The sequence below is a fragment of the Arthrobacter alkaliphilus genome, assembly GCF_021483235.1.
In the GTDB taxonomy this organism is placed as follows: domain Bacteria; phylum Actinomycetota; class Actinomycetes; order Actinomycetales; family Micrococcaceae; genus Arthrobacter; species Arthrobacter alkaliphilus.
In genome coordinates, this window is record NZ_JAKEEC010000003.1 from 112,277 (window position 1) to 132,030 (window position 19,754).

The window sequence follows — 19,754 nt, forward strand, 5'->3', positions numbered from 1 at the left end:
ATGCACCAGCCACCAACGGGAGGCTACCCGCGTGTCCTATGACGCCGTGCCCGGCGGGGCGCCACCTGCGTTGCCGATTTCAGGATTCCCGGACCCGAACGGAGAGTCCAGCGACGGAGAACCCACCAAGGCAGAGTCAACCCTGCCCGCCACGGCAGCAGAGACCAGTCCCGACCATCCTTGGCCGCTGCAGTTGCTGTCCCGCAAGCTCAAGGCCCACATAGAACGGGCACCCGCGGCGTGGATCGAAGGCCAGGTCATCGAGCTCAACCGTCGTGGCGGCAGCGCTTTCGTCACGTTGCGGGATACCGACGCGGAAATCTCCTTGCCCGGTTCACTGTGGTCCAATGTCCTCGACCGCCAGAAGATGCCGTTGGAGCGGGGTTCGCGCGTTGTGGCCTTGGTGAAACCCGAATTCTGGCTCAAGACCGGCCGGCTCAACATGTCGATCAAGGACATCCGGCCAGTAGGCCTCGGCGACCTCCTCGCCAGAATCGAACGATTGCGCCAGGCCCTTGGCGCCGAGGGGCTGTTTTCGGACTCGAAGAAGAAGCGCCTACCCCTGCTCCCCCACCGGATCGGGCTCATCACGGGCCGCGATTCCGACGCAAAAAAAGACGTCCTGCGCAACGCGGCGCTTCGTTGGCCCGCCGTCGAATTCGCCGTGCGGGAGGTGGCAGTCCAAGGTGTGACGGCAGTCAGCCAGATCCTGGCTGCACTCAAGGAACTCGACGCCGATCCGCACGTGGACGTGATCGTGATCGCCCGTGGTGGCGGCGCCCTGGAGGATCTGCTTCCGTTCAGCAATGAAGACCTCGTCCGGGCGGTATCCGCAGCGGTCACTCCTGTGGTCAGCGCAATCGGCCATGAAGCCGACCATCCCATCCTGGACGATGTCGCCGACCTTCGCGCATCCACGCCCACCGACGCCGCAAAGCGTATTGTCCCGGACGTCGCAGAAGAACTCGCGAGGGTACGCCAGGCCCGTGAGCAGCTGCGCCGCGGCGTGGGACGCCTGGTGGACCGCGAGAGGGACCGACTCCACGCGCTAAGGTCACGCCCTGTGATGGCGTCCCCCGAAGGAATGGTCACCGCACGGGAGGACGACGTCGAACGGCTCCGGAAGCATGCCCACACCGCGGTCAGCTCCGCAGTTATCCGCGCACTCGACCAAGTGCACCACCTTCGGGCCCAGGTAAGGGCGTTGTCTCCCCAAAAAACCTTGGACCGCGGCTACGCCGTCGTGCAGCTCGCGGGCGCGGACGGGCTGGGCCACGACGTCGTCCGGAACCCGGTCCAGGCCCCCGGCGGCACGGAGCTGACCCTCCGGCTGGCGGAAGGCCGCCTGGGCGCCGTATCGTCCGGAGCGCCCGCACCCTCCGGACAACCCAGCCAGCACCAGCAAGATGAGGACTAAGAAAATGACAGCAGAAAACGGATCCCCTGTGGGCAAGGCTTCCGCTGAGGACCTGGACGCTCTCAGTTATGAAGAAGCCCGCGAGCAGCTGATGGCCATTGTCGGCCGCCTCGAAGCCGGCGGAGCGAGCCTTGAGGAGTCACTCGCCCTTTGGGAACGCGGCGAGGCTTTGGCGCAGCGGTGCGAAGACTGGCTGGAGGGTGCCCGCAGAAGGTTGGCCGCGGCCCGGAACAACGGCGAGGCTGAAGCCACGCCCTCTTAGGATTCGACGGCCATCGCCCGTTCAGCCGACACGTCGTAGTCGGCTTTCGGCCAGCTCAGGTCCAGCTTCCCGAGGGCCTCGAGCAGAAGCTCCTGGACAGCGATCCTCGCGTACCATTTCTTGTTTGCTGGAACCACATACCAAGGTGCCACCTCGGTTGACGTCTTCTCGAAGACGAGCTGGTAGGCCTCCATGTAGGAGTCCCACAGGGCACGTTCCTCGAGATCGCCCGGGTTGTACTTCCAGTGCTTGGATGGATCATCCAAGCGGGCCAGCAGCCGCGCTTTTTGTTCATCGCGGCTGATGTTGAGCATGACTTTGACGATCGCCGTTCCTTGTTCGGCAAGGCCGGCCTCGAACTCGTTGATCGCGGCGTAGCGCCGTTCAAGTTCAGCTTCATTGGCCCACCCGTGCACCCGGTGGATCAGCACGTCCTCGTAGTGGGACCGGTCAAAAACCCCGACGATTCCGGGCCCGGGCAGTGCCCTTTCGACCCGCCACAGGAAATCGTGCACCTTCTCCTCATCAGTCGGTGCCTTGAACGGAACAACCTTGACCCCTTGCGGATCCATCGATCCGACGACGTGCTCAACGATCCCGCCTTTGCCCGCGGTGTCCATGGCTTGGAGGATCAAGAGCACCCGTTTGGAGCTGCCGTATTTACCCTCGGCAAAGAGCATTTCCTGCAGGACATCCAAACGATCGTCCTGCGCTTCCAGGAGGGCGACGCCGTCAGGCTTCTTCCCCTTGTAGCCCGGCGTCGATCCGGGGTCGACGGCCTCCAACGAGAATCCAGGACCGGCCTTCAAGATCACGGATACCTGTTTGGTGAACTCCTTGATGCCGGCCATGTCGATGTCCCCTTTGGTCCGGCCGCATTTGTCGCGGCTTGCTCAACAGGCTAGTTGCCTTGGTACCGTCCCAGGAAGTCCGCCATGCGGCCAATCGCTTCTTCAATATCCTTGACGTTCGGCAGGGTCACCATGCGGAAGTGGTCAGGACGCACCCAGTTGAAGGCGCGTCCGTGCGAGACGAGAATCTTCTGCTCCTTGAGGAGGTCGAGGACAAATTTCTCGTCGTCGCGGATGGGATAGACCTCGGGGTCCAGCTTCGGGAACAGATAGAGGGCACCTTTGGCCTGTTGCGTGCTGACACCGGGGATCGCGTTGAGCAGTTCGTAGGCTTTGTTCCGCTGTTCGAGGAGCCTGCCGCCGGGCAGGATGAGATCGTTGATGCTTTGGTGGCCACCGAGGGCCGTCTGGATCGCGTGCTGGGCCGGCACGTTGGCGCACAGGCGCATGTTGGCCAGCAGGTTGATTCCTTCCAGGTAGTCCGCGGCGTCTTTCTTGGGGCCGGAGATGGCCATCCAGCCCGCGCGGTAGCCACACACCCGGTAGGCCTTGGACAATCCGCTGAACGTCAGGCAAAGGACATCGTCGCCAGTGAGCCCGGCAAGGTTCACGTGGACGGCGTCGTCGTAAAGGATTTTCTCGTAGATCTCATCGGCGAACACTACAAGGCCATGCTTTTCAGCGAGGGCAACGATCTTCCTGAGGGTCTCCTCCGGGTACACGGCACCCGTGGGATTGTTGGGATTGATGACCACGATGCCCTTGGTGTTGGGCGTGATCTTGGATTCCATGTCCTCCAGGTCCGGCTGCCAACCTGATTCTTCATCGCACAGGTAGTGGACCGGCCGGCCGCCCGCGAGCGCCACCGAGGCGGTCCAGAGGGGGTAATCGGGAGTGGGAATGAGAATCTCATCGCCCGCTTCCAGCAAAGCCATGAGCGACATGGTGATGAGCTCGCTGACGCCGTTGCCGAGGTAGATGTCGTCGACGTGGATGTTCTGGATGCCGCGGGTCTGGTAGTACTGCGAGACGGCGGTGCGGGCTGAGAATATTCCGCGCGAATCGCTGTATCCCTGGGCATGGGGCAGGTGGCGGATCATGTCCACCAAGATGGCGTCCGGCGCTTCAAATCCGAACGGTGCCGGGTTTCCGATGTTCAGTTTGAGGATGCGGTGACCCTCTGCCTCCATCTGCTGGGCGGCCTGAAGAATCGGTCCACGGATGTCGTAAAGGACATTATGAAGCTTGGTGGACTGCTTGAATTCTGCCATTCATCAAATATGCCATACGGGTGATGTACTTCCGCTGAGACATCACTCACATTAAAGACGACGGCGGCAAGCCCCCGAAGGGTTCGCCGCCGCCGTCGTCGTCCTTGGCGGTGGGGACCTACTTCACGATTCCCTTGTCCTTCAGCCATGCGGCCGCAGCGTCCTTGGGATTCTGCTTTTGGTTGCCGCTGACTGAGCGGTTCAGGCTGATGAGGTCGTCCGTGGTGAGGATCTTCGAGACGTTGTTGAGGGCATCCTTCGCCTTATCCGTCATCTTGGCCTTGTTGTACAGCGGGAGGACCTGCTGGGCCTTGAAGTTGTTCTTGGGATCATCGAGGACCACCAATGAGTTGTCCGGGATGGACGGCGTGGTGGTGTAGATGTCGGCGACCTGGACGTCGTTGGACAGCAGGGCCTGCAGCGTGAGGTTCCCGCCGCCGTCGCTGAACGGCTTGAGGCCCTTGAGCACGCAGTTGTAGTTGGCCTTGAGTCCCGGGAGCCCGTAGGCCCGTGTCTCGAAGGTTGCCGGTGCCGCGATCGTGAAGTCTCCGCAGTTCTTGGCGAGGTCTTCGATGGACTTCAGCTTGTACTTCTCCGCCGTGGCCTTGGTGACAACCATGGCGTCCTTGTCCTCGGCCTTGGCGGGATCGAGCACACCCAGGCCCTGCGGAAGCTTCCCGGGCAGCGCCTTGTAGACGTCGTCGGCCGAAACCTCCGTTGCCTTGGTGTCCAGGTAGGACAACAGGTTGCCGGAGTAGTCCGGGGCGAGGTCGATCGACCCGTCCTGTACTGCCTTGAAGTAGATTTCGCGCGAGCCGATGTTGGGCTTGGTCGTAGCGGTAACGCCCGCGGCGTTCAGTGCTCCGGCGTAGATCTCGGCGATGACCTGGCTCTCCGGGAAATCTGCCGAGCCCACGGTGAGGGAGCCGCCGGCCCCGGAAGGGGCGTTGGTGGACGGGCTGGACAACGGGCTGCCGCCACATGCGCTAAGTGCGAGCGCAATGCCGACTCCGGCGGCCAGGCCGCCGAGCCCGCGGCGGGTCAGGGTGACGGGTTGCTTCATGCGGTACCTCCTTGAACGGCAGCCCCCGCCGGTGCGGCGGCTGCTAGATCTCCGGCGGCCTTGTGGCCGCCGCGGGAATCGATGGATAGTCCGTGTGGAAGGAAGATTCTCTCCGCCACGGCCAGAACGAGGTCGACGGCGATTGCCAACGCCGCGATGAGCAGTGACCCGCCAAGCATGCGGGGGAAGTCCTGAAGCACCAATCCGTCAAAAAGATAGCGTCCTAGGCCCCCCAACGGAAGGTATGCCACCACGGATACGGTCGCGATGACTTGAAGGACAGCCGTGCGGATGCCGCCGAACATCACCTGAAGTCCGTTGGGCAGCTCTACACGGAACAGGACCTGAAGTTCCGTCATGCCCATGGCCCGGGCCGCGTCGACAACCGTTGGATCGACGCTGGAAATCCCGGCGTAGGTTCCCGCCAGGAGTGGCGGGACGGTCAAAATGACGAGGGCCCAGACCGGAGGCATGAGTCCGCTTCCAGCCAACAGGGCAAAGAGGACCAGCAGGCCAAGGGTCGGGAGGGCCCGCAAGGCGCCGGCGAACGCGACGGCGGCAACCCGTCCATGCCCGGTGTGGCCGATGAAGAGCCCAACGGGCACAGCGATCGCGGCGGCGATCAGCAGGACAAGGCCGGAATACTCGAGGTGTTCCAGGAGCCGCGTGGCTATTCCGCCGCTTCCTGACCAGTGGTCCGGATCCGTGAGCCACGCGAAGGTGTCAGTAAAGATGTCGCTCATCGGGCTGCCTCCGCGTGGACTTCGGCATCCGCGATGAACTTTGCAGCCTGGCTGTCCTGCCTTGCGGTGGCAGCCCCGGCGCGGGTCCACGGCGTCAGCAGTTTCTCCAGCAGGACCAGGACCGTGTCCATGACGAGCGCCAGCAGGAGGATCGCGATTATACCGACCACCACCTCAGTGACGAACGTCCGCTGCAGGCCGTCGGTGAAGAGGATTCCCAGGTTCCCGACACCGAGGAGCGCGGCCACGCTCACGAGGGAAATGTTGCTGACGGACACCACGCGCAGGCCTGCGAAGAGCACCGGCAGGGACAGTGGCAGGTCGATCTGCAAGAAACGTGCGGCCGGCTTGAATCCCATGGACACGGCCGCCATCCGGAGGTCATCGTCCACTGAATCGAAAGCATCCATCGCGGCCCGCACCAGCAAGGCAACGGCATAGATCGTCAGGGCAACGACCACGTTGAGCGGGTCCAGGATCCTGGTACCGAGGATGGGCGGCAAGATGATGAAGAGCGCCAACGAAGGAATGGTGTACAGCAGCGAGCTTGCGGTGGTGACCACGGTCCTGAGGGTACGGTTCCTCCGCGCCAGTTGCCCCAAGGGCACGGAGATGAGCAGGCCGAGCACCATCGGAATCAAAGCCAGGACGAGGTGTTCGCCGGCCCGTTGAAAGACCGTACCGCTGTTGGCCAGGAACCATTCCATCAGGTGGCGTCCTCCCGCTTATGACGGGTTTCTTCGATCAGCGCCAGGACTTCATCGGCTTTGAGCACACCGACAAGCCTGCCGTGTTCGTCCACCACCACGCCCATCCCTGCGGGCGAGGACAAAGCGGCATCCAGCGCCCTGCGAAGCGAGTCTCCGCGCCGGAACAAGGAACCTCCGGGAATCAGCCCGGCGCCGTCGCGCGGCGAGGCCCATCCCAAGGGCCGGGACCCGGCGTCGACCACTACCGCCCATTCGCTGTTTCCCGCAGCGAGCTCCGGAGCCTCCACGGTCTTGACCGGATGGATCCTGACGGCATCGGCGGCATTGAACGACAAATGCCGGAATCCCCTGTCACGGCCCACGAACGAGGCCACGAAGTCATTGGCAGGTGCCCGGAGGATCTCTTCGGGCGCCGCATATTGCGCGAGTTTGCCGCCGACGGCGAAGACAGCCACTTTGTCGCCGAGCACCGTGGCCTCATCGATGTCGTGGGTGACGAAAACAATCGTCTTGGCCAGTTCGCGCTGGAGCCGGAGGAGCTCCTGCTGGAGCTCATCGCGGACCACCGGGTCGACGGCGCTGAATGGTTCATCCATGAGGAGCACGGGCGGGTCCGCTGCGAGGGCACGGGCTACGCCGACGCGCTGCTGCTGGCCGCCGGACAATTGGGATGGGTAACGCTTGCCGAGCGTCGAAGCAAGCCCGACGACGTCGAGCAGCTCCTCCGCGCGCTTGCGGGCGGCCGCCCTGGAAACACCGTTGAGCCGCGGAACGGTGGCAATGTTGTCCAGCACCGAGCGGTGCGGCATGAGGCCCGAGGACTGCATGACGTAACCCATGGAACGGCGCAGCTGCGCGGCCGGCTCGTTCGAGACATCCTTGCCGGCCACGGTGATGGTGCCCGAGGTGGGCTCTACCATCCGGTTGATCATGCGCAGGGACGTGGTCTTTCCGCAGCCGGAGGGCCCAACGAACACGGTGATGGAGCCCTTGTCGATGGACATGCTCAATCCATCGACAGCGGGTTGCCCGCCTTGGTACTGCTTGGTGACGCTCTGGAACTCAATCATGGCTTCAGCCATTCCGGGGCTTACCTAACTTGTTGGGCCGCAAATATCAACGATGGTACTCATTCAACAGTGAACTGATGTTCTACAGCCTAACCAGCACCACCGGCGATGTCAGCGCAGGCACGGCGACCGTAATGAATCGGCAATGCTCAGGGTGTCAGCAGCTTTCCGTTGAGGGGACGTTCAGTATGCAGGCGCAGGCCGATGTCCACCAGGGACACCCGCTGCAGTCCGTCAACCCTGCCCAGCGGCACCCACGCGGCGTGGGTGGTGCTTCCGTCAATCTCGTGGGTCAATTCGCCGCCCGTGATGCTTGCCTCGTAGACCAGCCGGATTGCCTGGAAATCACGGACTGATCCGTCCGGCCGCAGTTCTCCCGGCCAGTGGCCGACGTCGACGCCGAGCATCACGCCGATATCGGCGTCATACCCTGTTTCCTCCTGGATCTCGCGCCGGCAGCCGTCCACGGGATGCTCCCCGAAATCCAGTCCGCCCCCGGGGAGGGTCCAGCCTTCCTTATCGTCTTGCTTCCAATAGGCCAGAAGGATCGCTCCGTCGCGGATGACCACTCCGTAAGCGGCCGGGCGGGTGTCGAACTGGATGCTCATGGAGCCAGCCTAGGCCTAAGCTGAAAGGAACACTGTCCCAGCACATGGAGTTGTATCGTGACCAACTTGGAAACGGCCCCCTCACAGGAGGTCTGCCCGGCCGGACATCCCGGCCAAGGAGCCTTTGTGCAGCTCTGGCCGGCCCGCGAAGTTCCTCTTGGCGGCGTCCGGGCCATGAATGTCTCCCGCATGCTCCCCCAGCGCGGCATGCCAACCGTCGGGGCCTGGTGCTTCCTGGACAGCTTCGGCCCCGATCGCATCGCGATGAGCGTTCTCCCGCACCCGCACATCGGACTGCAGACGGTCACGTGGCCCCTCGAGGGTGAGGTGCGGCACCGCGACAGCGTCGGGAGCGACGTGGTGGTCCGTCCCGGGCAGTTGAACATCATGACGGCCGGCCGAGGCATCTCGCATTCCGAGTTCGGGGTCCTCCCAGCGGGAATTCAGCCGGACGCACCCGACGGCGGCACCCTTCTGCCGCTGTCCCGGGGCCTGCAGTTGTGGGTGGCGTTGCCCGACGACGCGCGGCACCGCGCGCCGTCGTTCCAGCAGATCGTCGAGTTGCCGGTGGTCGCGACGGACAGTTTCAGGGCCATTGTGCTCGTCGGAGAGTTCGCCGGTCAGCGCTCCCCCGCCGTCATGTACAGCCCGATTGTCGGCGTCGAAGTCTCAGCCTCGGGCGCCGTCGAGTTGCCGCTGAATCCCGATTTCGAGCATGCTGTCCTGGTCCTGGACGGTTCCGCGGTGATTGACGGCCAGCAAGTCGATCCCGGCCCGTTGGCCTTCCTCGGCATGGACCGCGAATCGCTCCACCTCGATACAGCCCCGGGAACCCGCTTCATGCTTCTGGGCGGCGAACCCTTCGAAGAGGACATCCTGATGTGGTGGAACTTCGTGGCCAGGACGCACGAGGAAGTGGAGCAGGCGCGCGAAGATTGGGAAGCCCAGGCGCTCTTGGGCGACGAGGAGGCCCGGAATGCGCGATTCGGCGTGGTCCACGGCCACGGGCCCGACGCCGGAGCCGAAGCCGGGCGCATCCCCGCACCGCCGATGCCGGGAGTCCAGCTGAAGCCGCGATCCCGGCATCGCTAGGGCAGCTCTGCGACAATCCGGGGCACGCCGAAAACCGGTTCCTGGTCCAGGACGCGGACGTCGGTGATCCCGTGCGCGGCCAGTCCCGCCCGGAAAGCGGACTGCAACGGTTCCACGTTCATGCCGAGCCCGCCGCCGAGGATCACCGGTCCGGGCAGGCCCAGCTGGCGAACGGCCTGCGCTGCCAGTTCCGCGAGATCCCGGCCTGCCTGGTCCAGCAATTGGCGGCTGATCCCGAGCCCTTCGCGCGCGGTCTCAACCACGGAGCTTGCACGCTGGGCCCAGTAACGCCGGTCGGTGTCCTTCGAATGGAACAGCGCGATGAGCTTATTGGGATCGTCCAATCCGCAGGATTCCAGGAGGGCCGCGGTGAGCCCATCCGGTTCCAGTCCTTTATTCATCCGGCGGAGGCTGTGGCGTACGGCCTCCCTGCCCAGCCAGTAACCGCTGCCCTCATCGCCCAGGAGGAAGCCCCAGCCGCCGGCGCGGGCTTCTTCTCCTTCCGCGTTCTTGCCCCAGGCAGCGGATCCGGTCCCGGCTATGACGGCCACTCCCGTACTGGCCCCACCCGCGGCCAATAGCAGGCGGGAGTCGTGGACCACCGTTACCTGTGCGCCCGGAACATGGGGTTCGATCAACTCCGCGAGGGCGCGGGCGTCGGCGTCGGTATCGATGCCGCCTGCACCGGCGAGGACGCGGTCCACGCGACCCCCGCCGATCATGGCAAAGAGGTCGGCGAGGTTCTTGGCCGCCGTCTCACGGCTCACGTTCTGGACGTTGGAGCTGCCGGTGCTTTCGTCGCGGACCGCCTTGCCGTCCTCGAAACGGACACCGCGGGTCTTGGTGCCGCCGATATCGAGCCCGATGACCGTCATGTCGGGCCGGGGGGTCGCGTTCTCTGCAGTCTCCACGTCCAAAAGCCTAGCGCGGCGTAGCGGGTGCTTCTATTGGCTTCCGGACCGGGCCTTGACAAGGCCCGCGAGCAGACCCGGCCCTTCGGATAACACCAGTTCCCGGAATAGCCTGACCGGGTCCGGCTCGTTGCGGCGTTCACGCCAGGCAATCCCAATCTCCCGGTAGGCGAGCCCGGAATCGAGCGGTACCTCCACCCACCCCAGATCCGTGGAATCCAGGACCCCTTGAGGTCCCGGCCCTAATCCGCCCGGCGGCAAGATGCTGTAGCCCAGTCCAGCGGAGACGAGTCCGCGGACGGTGTGGGAGTCCTGGCTCTCGAAAGCGATCCTCGGGCGAAAGCCCGCGTCACGGAAGATCGCGTCACTCAACGAGCGCAAGCCAAACCCGGGGCCCATGGAAACAAACGGTTCATCCTTGATCTCGGCGAGCCGCACGCTCACGCGGCGGGCCAACGGATGGCGGTGATGGATCACCAGCCGCAACGGCTCGCGGTAAAGCGACGCCGAGCCAAGGTTCCTGGCGGGAGCCGCCACGGGCGCCGTCAAGGCGAAGTCGGCGTCGCCGGCGATGAGCGATTCAAGGCAGGCGGCACGGGCTCCTTGGCTGAGCTCGAAAGCGGTGAAGGGGTGCCGGTTCCGGAATGCGCTCATGAGCAGCGGCAAGGTGGCCTCGCCGAAAGTGTGTTGGAAGGTCACCGCGATTCTGCCCCGGACAACATCGGATTCGTGCCGGACCACGTCCAGTCCCGCCTGGAACTCGGCGAGCGCCGCTTGGATATACGGAAGCAGCGTCTTGGCGGCCTGGGTCAGGCGGACTCCGCGGCCTTCACGGATAAGGAGTTCGGTCCCGACGACGGCGCTTGCCCGGGCGAGCGCGCGGCTCACCGTCGATTGGGGAACCCCGAGCACCTCGGCTGTCTCGGTGACGTGCTCTGTCCGGCCAAGCTCAGCCAGCAGCGGGAGCAACGGCAGCAGCTGGACCAGTTGTTTGTGTTCGATGTCCATGCCCTGCCTCCGGATCAACTGCTTCAAAACCATCCACTGCCGCTATCAATATTAGGCAAATCATGCATTGGAGTCATCACTCATTCCCGCCCTAGTGTGGACAGGTGAGTACAAGCGCGTTAACCACAAATCCTGCAGAGTCCCAGTGGGAAGGCCACCTGAAGGGCTCCCCCGCGTACCGGCGGATCCTCGCTGGCCTCGCGCTCGCCGGTGTGGCCACCTTCGCGCAGCTGTACTCCACCCAGGCCGTTTTGCCGCTCATGGCGAATGAACTGCACATCACGGCTGCCGAGGCAGCGCTCACTATTTCCTTGGCCACGGTGGGCCTCGCCGCGACGGTCTTGCCCTGGTCATTCGTCGCGGACAAGATCGGCCGCGTGCGTGCCATGGCCATCGGAATCGCGGCGGCCACGGTCCTGGGCCTGCTGGTTCCCCTGGCCCCCACCTTTTCGTTTGTCCTCGCCTTGAGGGCGCTGGAGGGCATGGCCCTCGGCGGCATCCCCGCGATCGCCATCGCGTACTTGAACGAAGAGGTCAACAAAGTGCACGCCGCGCTGGCCGCTGGAAGCTATGTGGCCGGAACCACCCTTGGCGGCCTTGCCGGCCGCTTGCTCGCGGGACCCGTCGGTGAGCTGTGGGGTTGGCGGGCCGCAGCCTTCGCCGTCTCCGTCCTTGCGACTGCATCGGCCGCATTGTTCCTGGTGCTGGTCCCGAAGCCGCGCCGCTTCAGCCCGAGTTCGGCTGGCGGCTTCCGCGGGGCCATGAAGACGCTGGCGGGCCATTCCACCAATCCACGGTTGCTGGCCCTCTATATCCAAGCCTTCCTGTTGATGGGCGGCTTCGTCGCCGTCTACAACTACCTCGGATTCCGCCTGCATGCCGCGCCTTTTGGAATGCCCGCCACCCTGGTCAGCCTGATTTTCCTTGCCTATCTGTCCGGAACCCTGAGCTCCCGCTGGGGAGCCGGATTGTCCATGTGCTTCGGCCGGCGCACGGTCTTGCTCGCAGGGATAGCAACCATGACGGCCGGACTTGGACTCACGCTGTGGGACAACATCGCCGCGGTCTTGGCCGGCTTGGTGGTCTTCACCGGCGGGTTTTTCGCCGCGCACAGCATCGGATCCGGCTGGACCGGGACCATCGCGACGAACGGTCGCGCGCAAGCGGCGTCCCTGTACAACCTCTCCTACTACCTGGGTTCCAGCATTATCGGCTGGGCCGGCGGACTCGTTTTCCAGGCTTTCGGGTGGACCGCGCTCGCCTGGACGGTCATCGCGCTGGGGTGCACGACGGCGGTGATCACCGCCGTCGTGCACCGGATCCCCGGCGCGCCGGGCCGCCGTCGTCGGCTCCTCCGCGTGAAGGTGCGGGCGGTAGCGGCTACCGGGTGGACTGGATTGCCTGGACAAGATCGTCGATGATGTCGGCCGGATCTTCCAAGCCGATCGAAAGCCTGAGCATGCGCGCGTGGGGCTTGGCCTCCGGGGCCACGGGACGGTGGGTCAGTCCGGCGGGATGCTGGATCAGCGTGTCGATGCCGCCCAGGGACACTGCGTGCGTGATGAGGCGGACAGCGCCGGGAATGCGCTCCGCATGTTCGGCCGATTCGAGATCGAAGGAGATCAACGAGCCAGGACCGCTCATCTGCGTACCCACCAAGTGCTGCGGGTCGCACTCGGGAAGTCCCGGGTAGTACACCTTGGCGACAAGTTCGTGGCTCGCAAGCGCGGCCGCGATCTTGTGGCCGTGGTCCTGCTGGGACCGTACCCGGATGGGGAGGGTCGCGAGGCCGCGGTGCAACAGGTAGGCGGGCCACGGCGTCAGGATCCCGCCGGTCACGGCCCGCACCCGGCGCAGCCGCGCGGCCCACTCCGCAGTTGTTGCTACCACCCCGCCCATGGCATCGCCGTGGCCGCCCAGGAATTTCGTGGCACTGTGGAGCACCATCGCAACGCCATGCTTGAGGGGTTGCTGGAGGATCGGCGTCGCGAAGGTGTTGTCCACGAGAACAGGAACGCTTCCGGCGTCGGCCACCAAGCGGTTGAGGTCCACAAGATCCAGGCTCGGGTTTGCCGGCGTTTCCACCACCACCAGGCCGGTGTCCTGACGGAGGGCACCCCGCACGCCGTCGGCCTTGACGAAGGTGACCTGGCTGCCAAGCAGGCCGCTGGCCAGGACGTGGTCCGTGCCGCCGTAGAGCGGCCGCACCGCAACCACGTGCGTCTTGCCTTCTGATTGGGCAGCGAGCAGCACGGCGCTGAAGGCGGCCATGCCGGAAGCAAAACCAACCGACTGTGCAGCACCCTCGAGCGCCGCTACGCCGTCTTCGAACCTGGCGACCGTAGGATTCCAGAGACGCTGGTACACGGTGCTCTGACCGTCCAGCGGCGCGCCGCCGGTGGCCATCTGCTCGTAGGCGAGGCCGCCGTCGTGGACAGAAGGAAGGGGCGCAGTGGTTGAAAGGTCGATGGGAACGGCATGCACGCCCTGCTCCGTGAGTCCTGTCCGGCCTGCGTGCACTGCGAGTGTATCGATGGCTGTCACTGCTCTCCTTGAATTATTCACCGTTGAATTCGGTCAGTATCTGGCAATAATTCGGAGATCGACAGTGCAAATGAATGGATTGAGCGGAAACCGGCACCTATGATGAATAGAAAGCACTTTGAGGAGGATCCGTGACCATCACCCCGAAGAACGTTCGGCCCGTCGGCACCAGCGAGCCCTTGGACGCAATCGATGAACGCATCCTCGCGGCTTTGGTTGACGACGCCCGGATCTCCAACAAGCAGTTGGCCGAACTCGTCGGCATTGCGCCGTCGACGGCGCTCATGCGCACGAGGTCGCTCTCCGAACGCGGCATTATCGAGGGATTCGAAGCTGTGCTCAGCCTCCCGGCCATCGGCCGATCGGTCCAGGCCTTGATCGCCGTGCGGCTTCGCGCCCATGACCGCGACCAAATCGACCGCTTCACGGCCCGGGTTCCCGCGCTCCCTGCGGTAATCTCCACGTTCCACACCTCGGGCTCCGTGGACTACCTCCTGCACATCGCAGTGGCCAACACCGACGACCTGCGCGACTGGGTCCTGGACAACCTCGCCACAGACCCTGTGGTGGGCCACACCGAGACCACTTTGGTCTTCGCCCATATCCAGGGCAACCACGGACCTCTGCCGGAATAACCGCCCGCCCCGGGGCGGGGGTCAGTGACGCGGCTCAGTGACGCGGCTCGAGTCCGGAGTGCGCGGCCCCGATGGCGTCCTGGCGCAAGTCGCTGAGTTCCTGGCGGCGCCTGAGCGCCGATTGCCGCAATGTCGCCTCGAGCGGAGGAAGATAGCGCCTGCGCTCGGCCCAAGAGACCAGGCCGGCTCCGATTCCGGCGGCTGCCGATTCCACCATGGATGGCCGGCGGTAGGTGCCGCATGATGCGGTGGCTGTGCTCATGACTCTTTCCCTTCGGTGGCTGCTGCGTGCGACTTCGCATCGCGGGACTTCTTGTCTCCGGCCCACGCCGGTACTCCCAGAATGGGGAACGCATTGAGATGGATCTGCACGGGGCGGGCGTCATCCGCCTCGGGTTCGCTACGGATCTCCTCCAGGAGATTGCGGGCGAAGGCTTCAACGGAGCGGGAGTAGCGGCCAAGCTGCTCGGCCGACATCCGGGCGTTGGCCGTGTTGACGATTGCCGCCTCGAGCCACTCTTCGTCCAAAGAGTCCATGCCGTGTGCCATGAAGTCGGCGAGGACGGCTTGCCTCCCGCGTTCGAATTCCCGGGTCACCAGGCGCGATGCCTCCTGGGTCGCCGGCGAGTGCGCCAATTCGGGGGAAGTGATCTGGATGGCCCCCTTGGGCCGCTCCCACCACCGCTCCCGCGCCGTTCCCTTGCCTTGGACTTCGTGGACGAAGTCGAACTTGGCGAGTTGCCGCAGGTGGTAACTCGTGGCGCCACTGGACTCATCGAGGAGCTCGGCCAGGCTGCACGCGGTCTGCGGTCCGTATCGGGACAGCATCTCAAGGATCTGAACGCGCAGGGGGTGAGCGAGCGCTTTGAGGGACGCCGTATCGACCTTGCGGACGGGGAATTCCGGCTCGTGAACCTTCTCCATGTCCGAGACGCTACTCTTGCAAAGAAACCTTTGCAAGAGTTTCTTTGCAAACCGATCTTTGCAACTCTCGGCCTGAAATCAGGACCGCCGGTCAGCGCTTTCGGAGCACGCTGCGGAGGGACACAACAGCGAGTGCCGCAGCCGCCAGGCCGCACAGCACCGTGAAATTACCGGCGGCGACACCCAGCCCCATCACCGAGGCAGCAAGGCCGAGCCCGATGACCGGCACGGCGCTGCCAAGGTAGGTGATGACGTAGACGGTGCTAATGATCTGGGCATGCCTGGCCGCTTCGACTTTGCTGGCAACGTCGTTGAACACCAGCCGGAAGGCGATCCCCTGCCCCACCCCGGCGGACAGGCTCGCGGCCACCAAGAGCACCGGGCTGGACAGCGATGCCGCCGCACCCACCAGCACAATGGAAACGCCAAGCACCGCCAGTCCTGCGGGCACGGCGAACCTGCCGCGGACCGCGAGCAATTGGCTGAGCGCGGAGGCCCCGAGCGTCAGGCCGGCGAGCAGCCCCGTCATGGGCCGGGAATCGGCATGCACGACGACGGCGAAGTAGCCGGGCGCGAGCGAAAGGCAGAAGCCGAAAACGGCAAAGCTGAGGAAACCGACGCCTGAGGCCAGCCAAAACGCTCCCCTGGCTTCCCGCGACACGGAGGGCCGCCGCGGGGCGAGCACCGTGTAGGGACGAGGGCCCTCCGCCGGCCGAATAGCCGGGCGTGCCTTGAGAAGCCACAGCGGGACCAGCAAAACGAGCAGGAGCGCCGAGTGGACGTAGAACGGCGTCGACGTCGCACCCGGGAGCAGCGAAAGGAGTCCGCCGATGGCCGGACCGGCCGCCACGCCTCCCGAGGAAGAAAGCAGGGTGAAGCGCGAAGCCCACTCCGGCCGGGACGGAAGCAGCTCACGCAACGCCGCTGAGCTCGCTCCGGTGGCAAGGCCTACGGCAACGCCCTGGAGCATGCGGCCCGCCGAGAGCATCAAGAGGTTGTCCGCGTTCGCGAAAACCAGTCCGCCGGCCAGACCTACGGTGACGGCCAGCACCAGGGCTGCACGCCTGCCGATATGGTCGGACCAATGGCCTGCGAGCATCAGCACGGCGACGAGCGCCAGGACGTAGCTTGCAAAGGCAATAGTCACGCCCAGTGACGTAATTCCCAGTTCCGACTGAAGCAGCGGATACAGGGGGCTCGCCAAGTTGGCGCCGACCAGCAGTGTGAACATGACGGCGCCGGCAAGGACCAGCCGTGCAGTGGTGGAAGCATCCCAGCCCCAGCGTCCGGCGGTGGCCTGACGCATGCGCAGTTCGCTAAAGACAGTCATTTCCATGCCTTTGCCTCAGCGGCCATCACGGAACCAGCCTTTTGGGCCTGGACTGGACGGCCCAAGTAAATGATGGCAACAGGATGTCGCATGCCTGCCAGATGGATCAGATATCCGTGAAAGAATTGATCAAAACAATCAAAATTGATGTCTACAGATGACCCGGAGTGATGATTTGAACACCCTCGATCCTACGGACCTGAAAATCCTGCTGGAGCTGATCCGCGATCCCAGGGTTCAGATCGGCGAACTCAGCGAGTCCTTGGGGATTGCGCGCAACACCGCCCAATCGAGGATGCGCCGCCTGGTCCGGTCGGGCGTACTGAACGACGGCGGCCGCGAGGTGGACCTCGAAAAGGTGGGGTACGACGTCGTCGGCTTTGTGACGCTGGAGGTGACCCACCGGGAACTCGACGGCGTGATCGGCGCCCTGCGCCGGATCCCGCAGGTCCTTGAGGTTCATGAAATTTCCGGGCGGGGCGATCTCCTGTGCCGGGTGGTGGCCACCGACACGCACAACCTGCAGACCGCGCTTCGCTCGGTCCTCAGAACCAAGGGCGTCATCCGCACGGAAACGGTGCTCGCCCTGCATACCCACATCCCCTACCGGACAGAGCCGCTCATCGGCAGGCTCGTGGTTGCCGCGGAAACTGCGGGCGCCGCCAAGCGGGGCAAACCGCAGGTTTCCGCTGATTCGCCACCCAGCGAAGCCGACTAGGATTCCAGAATGGATTGGCTTACTTCCCTTCAGCACCTCAATTGGCTGGCGATTCTCCTGGCCTTTGTTTCAAGCATGGTCATCGGTTTTGTCTGGTACATGCCGGCGGTCCTCGGCAAACGATGGATGCAGGCCATTGGCAAGACCGCGGAAGACCTCAAGAAGATCGATGGAGGCGCAGCGATCTGGATCCCCATGATGGTGGCCGCCGCACTCACGAGCATCCTGCTTGCTGTCCTCATCGGGAAGCTGGACATCCACGGAAGCCTCGCAGCCGGTTTCTTCGCACTGGTGATCGCGGCGGTCTTCCGTGTCGGCGGCCACGTCATCCACAACGGTTTCGCGGGCAGGCCGTCCGCCGTGACCCTCATCGATTCCGGCCATGACATCGTGGCCATGACCGTCGCCGGGTCCATCATCGGGGCATTGCAGTAGGAGGAGAATACCCTTGTGACCATCATTGACAATGCCGTCTATGTGAACGGTGTCCGGACTGCGACTCCGGAAAGCATTGAGCAGAGTGTCGAAACTCTGGCCGCCCACGGCGGAATGGTGTGGATTGGACTTTACCGGCCGGACGAGGCGGAAATGGCGGCGGTGGCTGCCGAGTTCGGTCTCCACCTGCTAGCTGTCGAGGACGCCGTCAACGCCCACCAGCGGCCCAAGCTGGAGCGGTACGACAACAACCTCTTCACGGTCCTACGTCCTGCGAGATACGTCGACGCCACTGAGACCGTGGAGTTCGGTGAACTTCATATCTTCACGGGGAGGAACTTCGTAGTCACGGTCCGGCACGCCGAAACACCCGGCGTCGCCAAGGTTCGACGCGAGTTGGAACAACAGCCGGAGCTGCTGCGGCACGGTCCCGAAGCCGTCCTGTACGCACTGTTGGACCGGGTGGTGGACGACTACGGCCCAGTGATCTCCGGGCTGGAAAACGACATCGACGAGATCGAAGACCAACTGTTTGGCGGCGATCCCTTGGTTTCGCGGCGCATCTACGAACTCGCCCGGGAGGTCATCCAGTTCCAGCGCGCGATCAACCCGCTCCCGGAGATGATGGCGGCCTTGAGGCGCGGGTTCGTGAAATACCAAGTCGACATCGAACTGCAGCGCAAGCTCCGCGACGTGGAAGACCACGTCGAACAGGTGATTTCCCGGGCAAACGGATTCCGCGAGCTGCTGCAAAACGCCCTGACCCTCGACGGGACGCTGACCGCGAACCGGCAAAACGAGGCTAGTGCGGCACAAAACGAACAAACCAAGAAGATCTCCTCGTGGGCGGCGATCTTCTTCGCACCCGCGTTCGTAACCGGGCTCTATGGCATGAACTTCGACGTCATGCCCGAGCTGCACTGGCCGCTCGGCTACCCCATGGCGCTCGGCATGATGGTCCTGGCGGGCTTTGCCATGTGGGTCGTCTTCAAACGGAAAAACTGGCTCTAGTGTTCCCGGTCTCCCCCGGGCGACGCCTCGATGCGTCGGGTTTTATGGCGGAAATCATCGCTGACGCGAACGCTTCAGGGTTCGACCTTGAGCCGGCCCAGGCCGCCGCAGCCGCCCGGCTCTGCCAGCTGGGCGAGTCACTCCCCAGCCGCCGCTCGATGCTCCGGCGGAGGGCGCCGCGCAGCATCTACCTTTACGGTCCCGTGGGCCGCGCTCGTCGTGACGTCTAACTACGCACCGGATAAGTTGTTGCCGAACCCTCTGTGGCACGACCATTTCATCCCGACCATCGGGGTGATCAAGGAGATGATGGACATCATGGAGATCGATGGAGACACTGATTTCCGGCGTTCGCCGGTTCCTGGTTCCGCTGCCGAACCGCCGGGCACTTCCCCTGGCCAAGAGGCTTTCAGGATGGGGAAGATCATTACTCCCGGAACGCCCGCACAACTCGGAGCTTTCGGACTGTTCCGGCCGGCGAAGTCGCAGAATCGGATCCTGACCCCGACAACGCAACCACTCGCGGTCGAAGCGGCTGACGACATGCTCTGGGTCGACTTCGCGGAATTGTGCGGCGGCCTGATGTCGACGGCGGACTACTTGGCTCTGGCTGCGGACTACGGAACCTGGGTGATTGACGGCGTGCCCTCTCCGAGCATTGGTTCGGCGGCCGGGTCCGCCTCAGCCTGGCAACGATTCAGCCATGTTGTGGATATCCTGCACGACCAGGACATCACGCTCTTCCTGGTGGGCCACGGTCCCTTGAACTGGGACGTGGCCGGTGATCCGGCCCACCGAACCGGCTCCCAGCAAACGAGCGTGCAGCCTGTCGACCTTGCCAGAATCGCGAGCCGGCTGGCGCTCCTGGGGCGGGTTGAAGCCCCGGAGCCGTTCGAAGAAGTAGAGGCGGCGGGCAGCTGAAGGACGGCTCGCCGTCGGGCCGCGTCCATCCCCCTCCGGAACATGTGTCCGGAGGGGGACAGTGTGGCAGTTGGACGCTATACGCGCGACCTGCCGCGGATGAAGTGGAAAATCAGAACGATCACAGCAATAACCAGAAGCAGGTGAATAAGCCCGCCGCCGATGTTGCCGATGAAGCCGAGAAGCCAGAGGACGGCGATAACGATGGCTATCCAAAGCAACATGAGATT

The 19,754-nt window shown here is 64.3% G+C and carries 24 protein-coding genes; 10 read left to right on the forward strand and 14 right to left on the reverse strand.

Annotated features, from left to right (window positions below; genetic code table 11):
• Positions 1-31 precede the first annotated feature (31 nt).
• The gene (gene xseA, locus L0B83_RS03950; RefSeq protein WP_234757114.1) at positions 32-1,417 is read left to right on the forward strand and encodes an exodeoxyribonuclease VII large subunit; all 1,386 of its coding nucleotides are present in this window, start codon (positions 32-34) and stop codon (positions 1,415-1,417) included.
• 4 nt (positions 1,418-1,421) lie between these two features.
• Positions 1,422-1,679 (forward strand): exodeoxyribonuclease VII small subunit, encoded by a 258-nt coding sequence (locus L0B83_RS03955; protein ID WP_234757115.1) that lies wholly within the window; start codon positions 1,422-1,424, stop codon positions 1,677-1,679.
• Here L0B83_RS03955 and L0B83_RS03960 read toward each other — a convergent pair.
• The 7 genes from L0B83_RS03960 to L0B83_RS03990 all read right to left on the reverse strand — a co-directional run bounded on the left by L0B83_RS03960 (position 1,676) and on the right by L0B83_RS03990 (position 7,995).
• Positions 1,676-2,530, reverse strand: a complete 855-nt coding sequence (locus tag L0B83_RS03960) for a polyphosphate kinase 2 family protein (RefSeq protein WP_234757116.1) — start codon at positions 2,528-2,530, stop codon at positions 1,676-1,678. The two genes, L0B83_RS03955 and L0B83_RS03960, sit on opposite strands and share 4 nt — an antisense overlap.
• A 50-nt stretch (positions 2,531-2,580) precedes the next feature.
• Entirely contained in the window at positions 2,581-3,801 is a 1,221-nt protein-coding gene (locus L0B83_RS03965; RefSeq protein ID WP_234757117.1) for a pyridoxal phosphate-dependent aminotransferase, read from the reverse strand.
• A 118-nt stretch (positions 3,802-3,919) separates the two neighbouring features.
• The gene (locus L0B83_RS03970) at positions 3,920-4,864 is read right to left on the reverse strand and encodes an ABC transporter substrate-binding protein (RefSeq protein WP_234757118.1); all 945 of its coding nucleotides are present in this window, start codon (positions 4,862-4,864) and stop codon (positions 3,920-3,922) included.
• Complete coding sequence (locus L0B83_RS03975) at positions 4,861-5,607, reverse strand: ABC transporter permease (RefSeq protein ID WP_234757119.1); 747 nt, start codon at positions 5,605-5,607, stop codon at positions 4,861-4,863. Before L0B83_RS03975 ends, L0B83_RS03970 begins: the two co-directional genes overlap by 4 nt.
• A complete protein-coding gene (locus tag L0B83_RS03980; RefSeq protein ID WP_234757120.1) occupies positions 5,604-6,314 on the reverse strand; it encodes an ABC transporter permease in 711 nt (236 codons plus the stop codon). Before L0B83_RS03980 ends, L0B83_RS03975 begins: the two co-directional genes overlap by 4 nt.
• Entirely contained in the window at positions 6,314-7,399 is a 1,086-nt protein-coding gene (locus L0B83_RS03985) for an ABC transporter ATP-binding protein (protein ID WP_308193950.1), read from the reverse strand. Before L0B83_RS03985 ends, L0B83_RS03980 begins: the two co-directional genes overlap by 1 nt.
• Before the next feature lie 137 nt (positions 7,400-7,536).
• Positions 7,537-7,995: an NUDIX hydrolase gene (locus L0B83_RS03990; protein ID WP_234757121.1), complete on the reverse strand. Its 459-nt coding sequence runs from the start codon at positions 7,993-7,995 to the stop codon at positions 7,537-7,539.
• 57 nt (positions 7,996-8,052) lie between these two features.
• Here L0B83_RS03990 and L0B83_RS03995 point away from each other — a divergent pair, with 57 nt between their 5' ends.
• Positions 8,053-9,087 (forward strand): pirin family protein, encoded by a 1,035-nt coding sequence (locus L0B83_RS03995; protein WP_234757122.1) that lies wholly within the window; start codon positions 8,053-8,055, stop codon positions 9,085-9,087.
• Here L0B83_RS03995 and L0B83_RS04000 read toward each other — a convergent pair.
• Positions 9,084-9,962 (reverse strand): N-acetylglucosamine kinase, encoded by an 879-nt coding sequence (locus L0B83_RS04000; RefSeq protein ID WP_234757213.1) that lies wholly within the window; start codon positions 9,960-9,962, stop codon positions 9,084-9,086. The two genes, L0B83_RS03995 and L0B83_RS04000, sit on opposite strands and share 4 nt — an antisense overlap.
• 69 nt (positions 9,963-10,031) lie before the next feature.
• Positions 10,032-11,006 carry a LysR family transcriptional regulator gene (locus L0B83_RS04005; protein ID WP_234757214.1) on the reverse strand — a complete coding sequence of 325 codons (975 nt, stop codon included), beginning with the start codon at positions 11,004-11,006 and terminating at the stop codon, positions 10,032-10,034.
• 104 nt (positions 11,007-11,110) lie between these two features.
• On the opposite strand from L0B83_RS04005, the gene L0B83_RS04010 reads away from it, so the two are divergent.
• A complete protein-coding gene (locus L0B83_RS04010) occupies positions 11,111-12,427 on the forward strand; it encodes an MFS transporter (RefSeq protein ID WP_234757123.1) in 1,317 nt (438 codons plus the stop codon).
• Here L0B83_RS04010 and L0B83_RS04015 read toward each other — a convergent pair.
• The gene (locus L0B83_RS04015; protein WP_234757124.1) at positions 12,387-13,550 is read right to left on the reverse strand and encodes a trans-sulfuration enzyme family protein; all 1,164 of its coding nucleotides are present in this window, start codon (positions 13,548-13,550) and stop codon (positions 12,387-12,389) included. The two genes, L0B83_RS04010 and L0B83_RS04015, sit on opposite strands and share 41 nt — an antisense overlap.
• Before the next feature lie 131 nt (positions 13,551-13,681).
• On the opposite strand from L0B83_RS04015, the gene L0B83_RS04020 reads away from it, so the two are divergent.
• Positions 13,682-14,185: an Lrp/AsnC family transcriptional regulator gene (locus L0B83_RS04020; RefSeq protein WP_059387454.1), complete on the forward strand. Its 504-nt coding sequence runs from the start codon at positions 13,682-13,684 to the stop codon at positions 14,183-14,185.
• 34 nt (positions 14,186-14,219) lie between these two features.
• Here L0B83_RS04020 and L0B83_RS04025 read toward each other — a convergent pair whose 3' ends face one another.
• From L0B83_RS04025 to L0B83_RS04035, 3 genes are all read right to left on the reverse strand, one after another.
• Positions 14,220-14,447 carry a 2-nitropropane dioxygenase gene (locus L0B83_RS04025; protein WP_234757125.1) on the reverse strand — a complete coding sequence of 76 codons (228 nt, stop codon included), beginning with the start codon at positions 14,445-14,447 and terminating at the stop codon, positions 14,220-14,222.
• Positions 14,444-15,109 (reverse strand): winged helix-turn-helix domain-containing protein, encoded by a 666-nt coding sequence (locus L0B83_RS04030; RefSeq protein WP_234757126.1) that lies wholly within the window; start codon positions 15,107-15,109, stop codon positions 14,444-14,446. Before L0B83_RS04030 ends, L0B83_RS04025 begins: the two co-directional genes overlap by 4 nt.
• A 91-nt stretch (positions 15,110-15,200) precedes the next feature.
• Positions 15,201-16,439 (reverse strand): MFS transporter, encoded by a 1,239-nt coding sequence (locus L0B83_RS04035; protein WP_234757127.1) that lies wholly within the window; start codon positions 16,437-16,439, stop codon positions 15,201-15,203.
• A 157-nt stretch (positions 16,440-16,596) separates the two neighbouring features.
• On the opposite strand from L0B83_RS04035, the gene L0B83_RS04040 reads away from it, so the two are divergent.
• Genes L0B83_RS04040 through zapE form a run of 5 tightly spaced genes read left to right on the forward strand, consistent with a single transcriptional unit; the run spans position 16,597 to position 19,524 of the window.
• A complete protein-coding gene (locus L0B83_RS04040; RefSeq protein ID WP_234757128.1) occupies positions 16,597-17,157 on the forward strand; it encodes an Lrp/AsnC family transcriptional regulator in 561 nt (186 codons plus the stop codon).
• A gap of 9 nt (positions 17,158-17,166) precedes the next feature.
• A complete protein-coding gene (locus L0B83_RS04045; RefSeq protein ID WP_234757129.1) occupies positions 17,167-17,592 on the forward strand; it encodes a DUF1761 domain-containing protein in 426 nt (141 codons plus the stop codon).
• A gap of 15 nt (positions 17,593-17,607) precedes the next feature.
• Positions 17,608-18,603 (forward strand): magnesium/cobalt transporter CorA, encoded by a 996-nt coding sequence (corA, locus tag L0B83_RS04050; RefSeq protein WP_234757130.1) that lies wholly within the window; start codon positions 17,608-17,610, stop codon positions 18,601-18,603.
• Complete coding sequence (locus L0B83_RS04055; RefSeq protein ID WP_234757131.1) at positions 18,603-18,833, forward strand: hypothetical protein; 231 nt, start codon at positions 18,603-18,605, stop codon at positions 18,831-18,833. The genes corA and L0B83_RS04055 overlap by 1 nt, the downstream gene beginning before the upstream one ends.
• A gap of 19 nt (positions 18,834-18,852) precedes the next feature.
• Entirely contained in the window at positions 18,853-19,524 is a 672-nt protein-coding gene (gene zapE / locus L0B83_RS04060; protein WP_234757132.1) for an AFG1/ZapE family ATPase, read from the forward strand.
• Positions 19,525-19,601: 77 nt separating this feature from the next.
• Here zapE and L0B83_RS04065 read toward each other — a convergent pair whose 3' ends face one another.
• Positions 19,602-19,748, reverse strand: coding sequence for a lmo0937 family membrane protein (locus tag L0B83_RS04065; RefSeq protein ID WP_234757133.1), 147 nt, complete (start codon positions 19,746-19,748; stop codon positions 19,602-19,604).
• Positions 19,749-19,754: the final 6 nt, after the last annotated feature.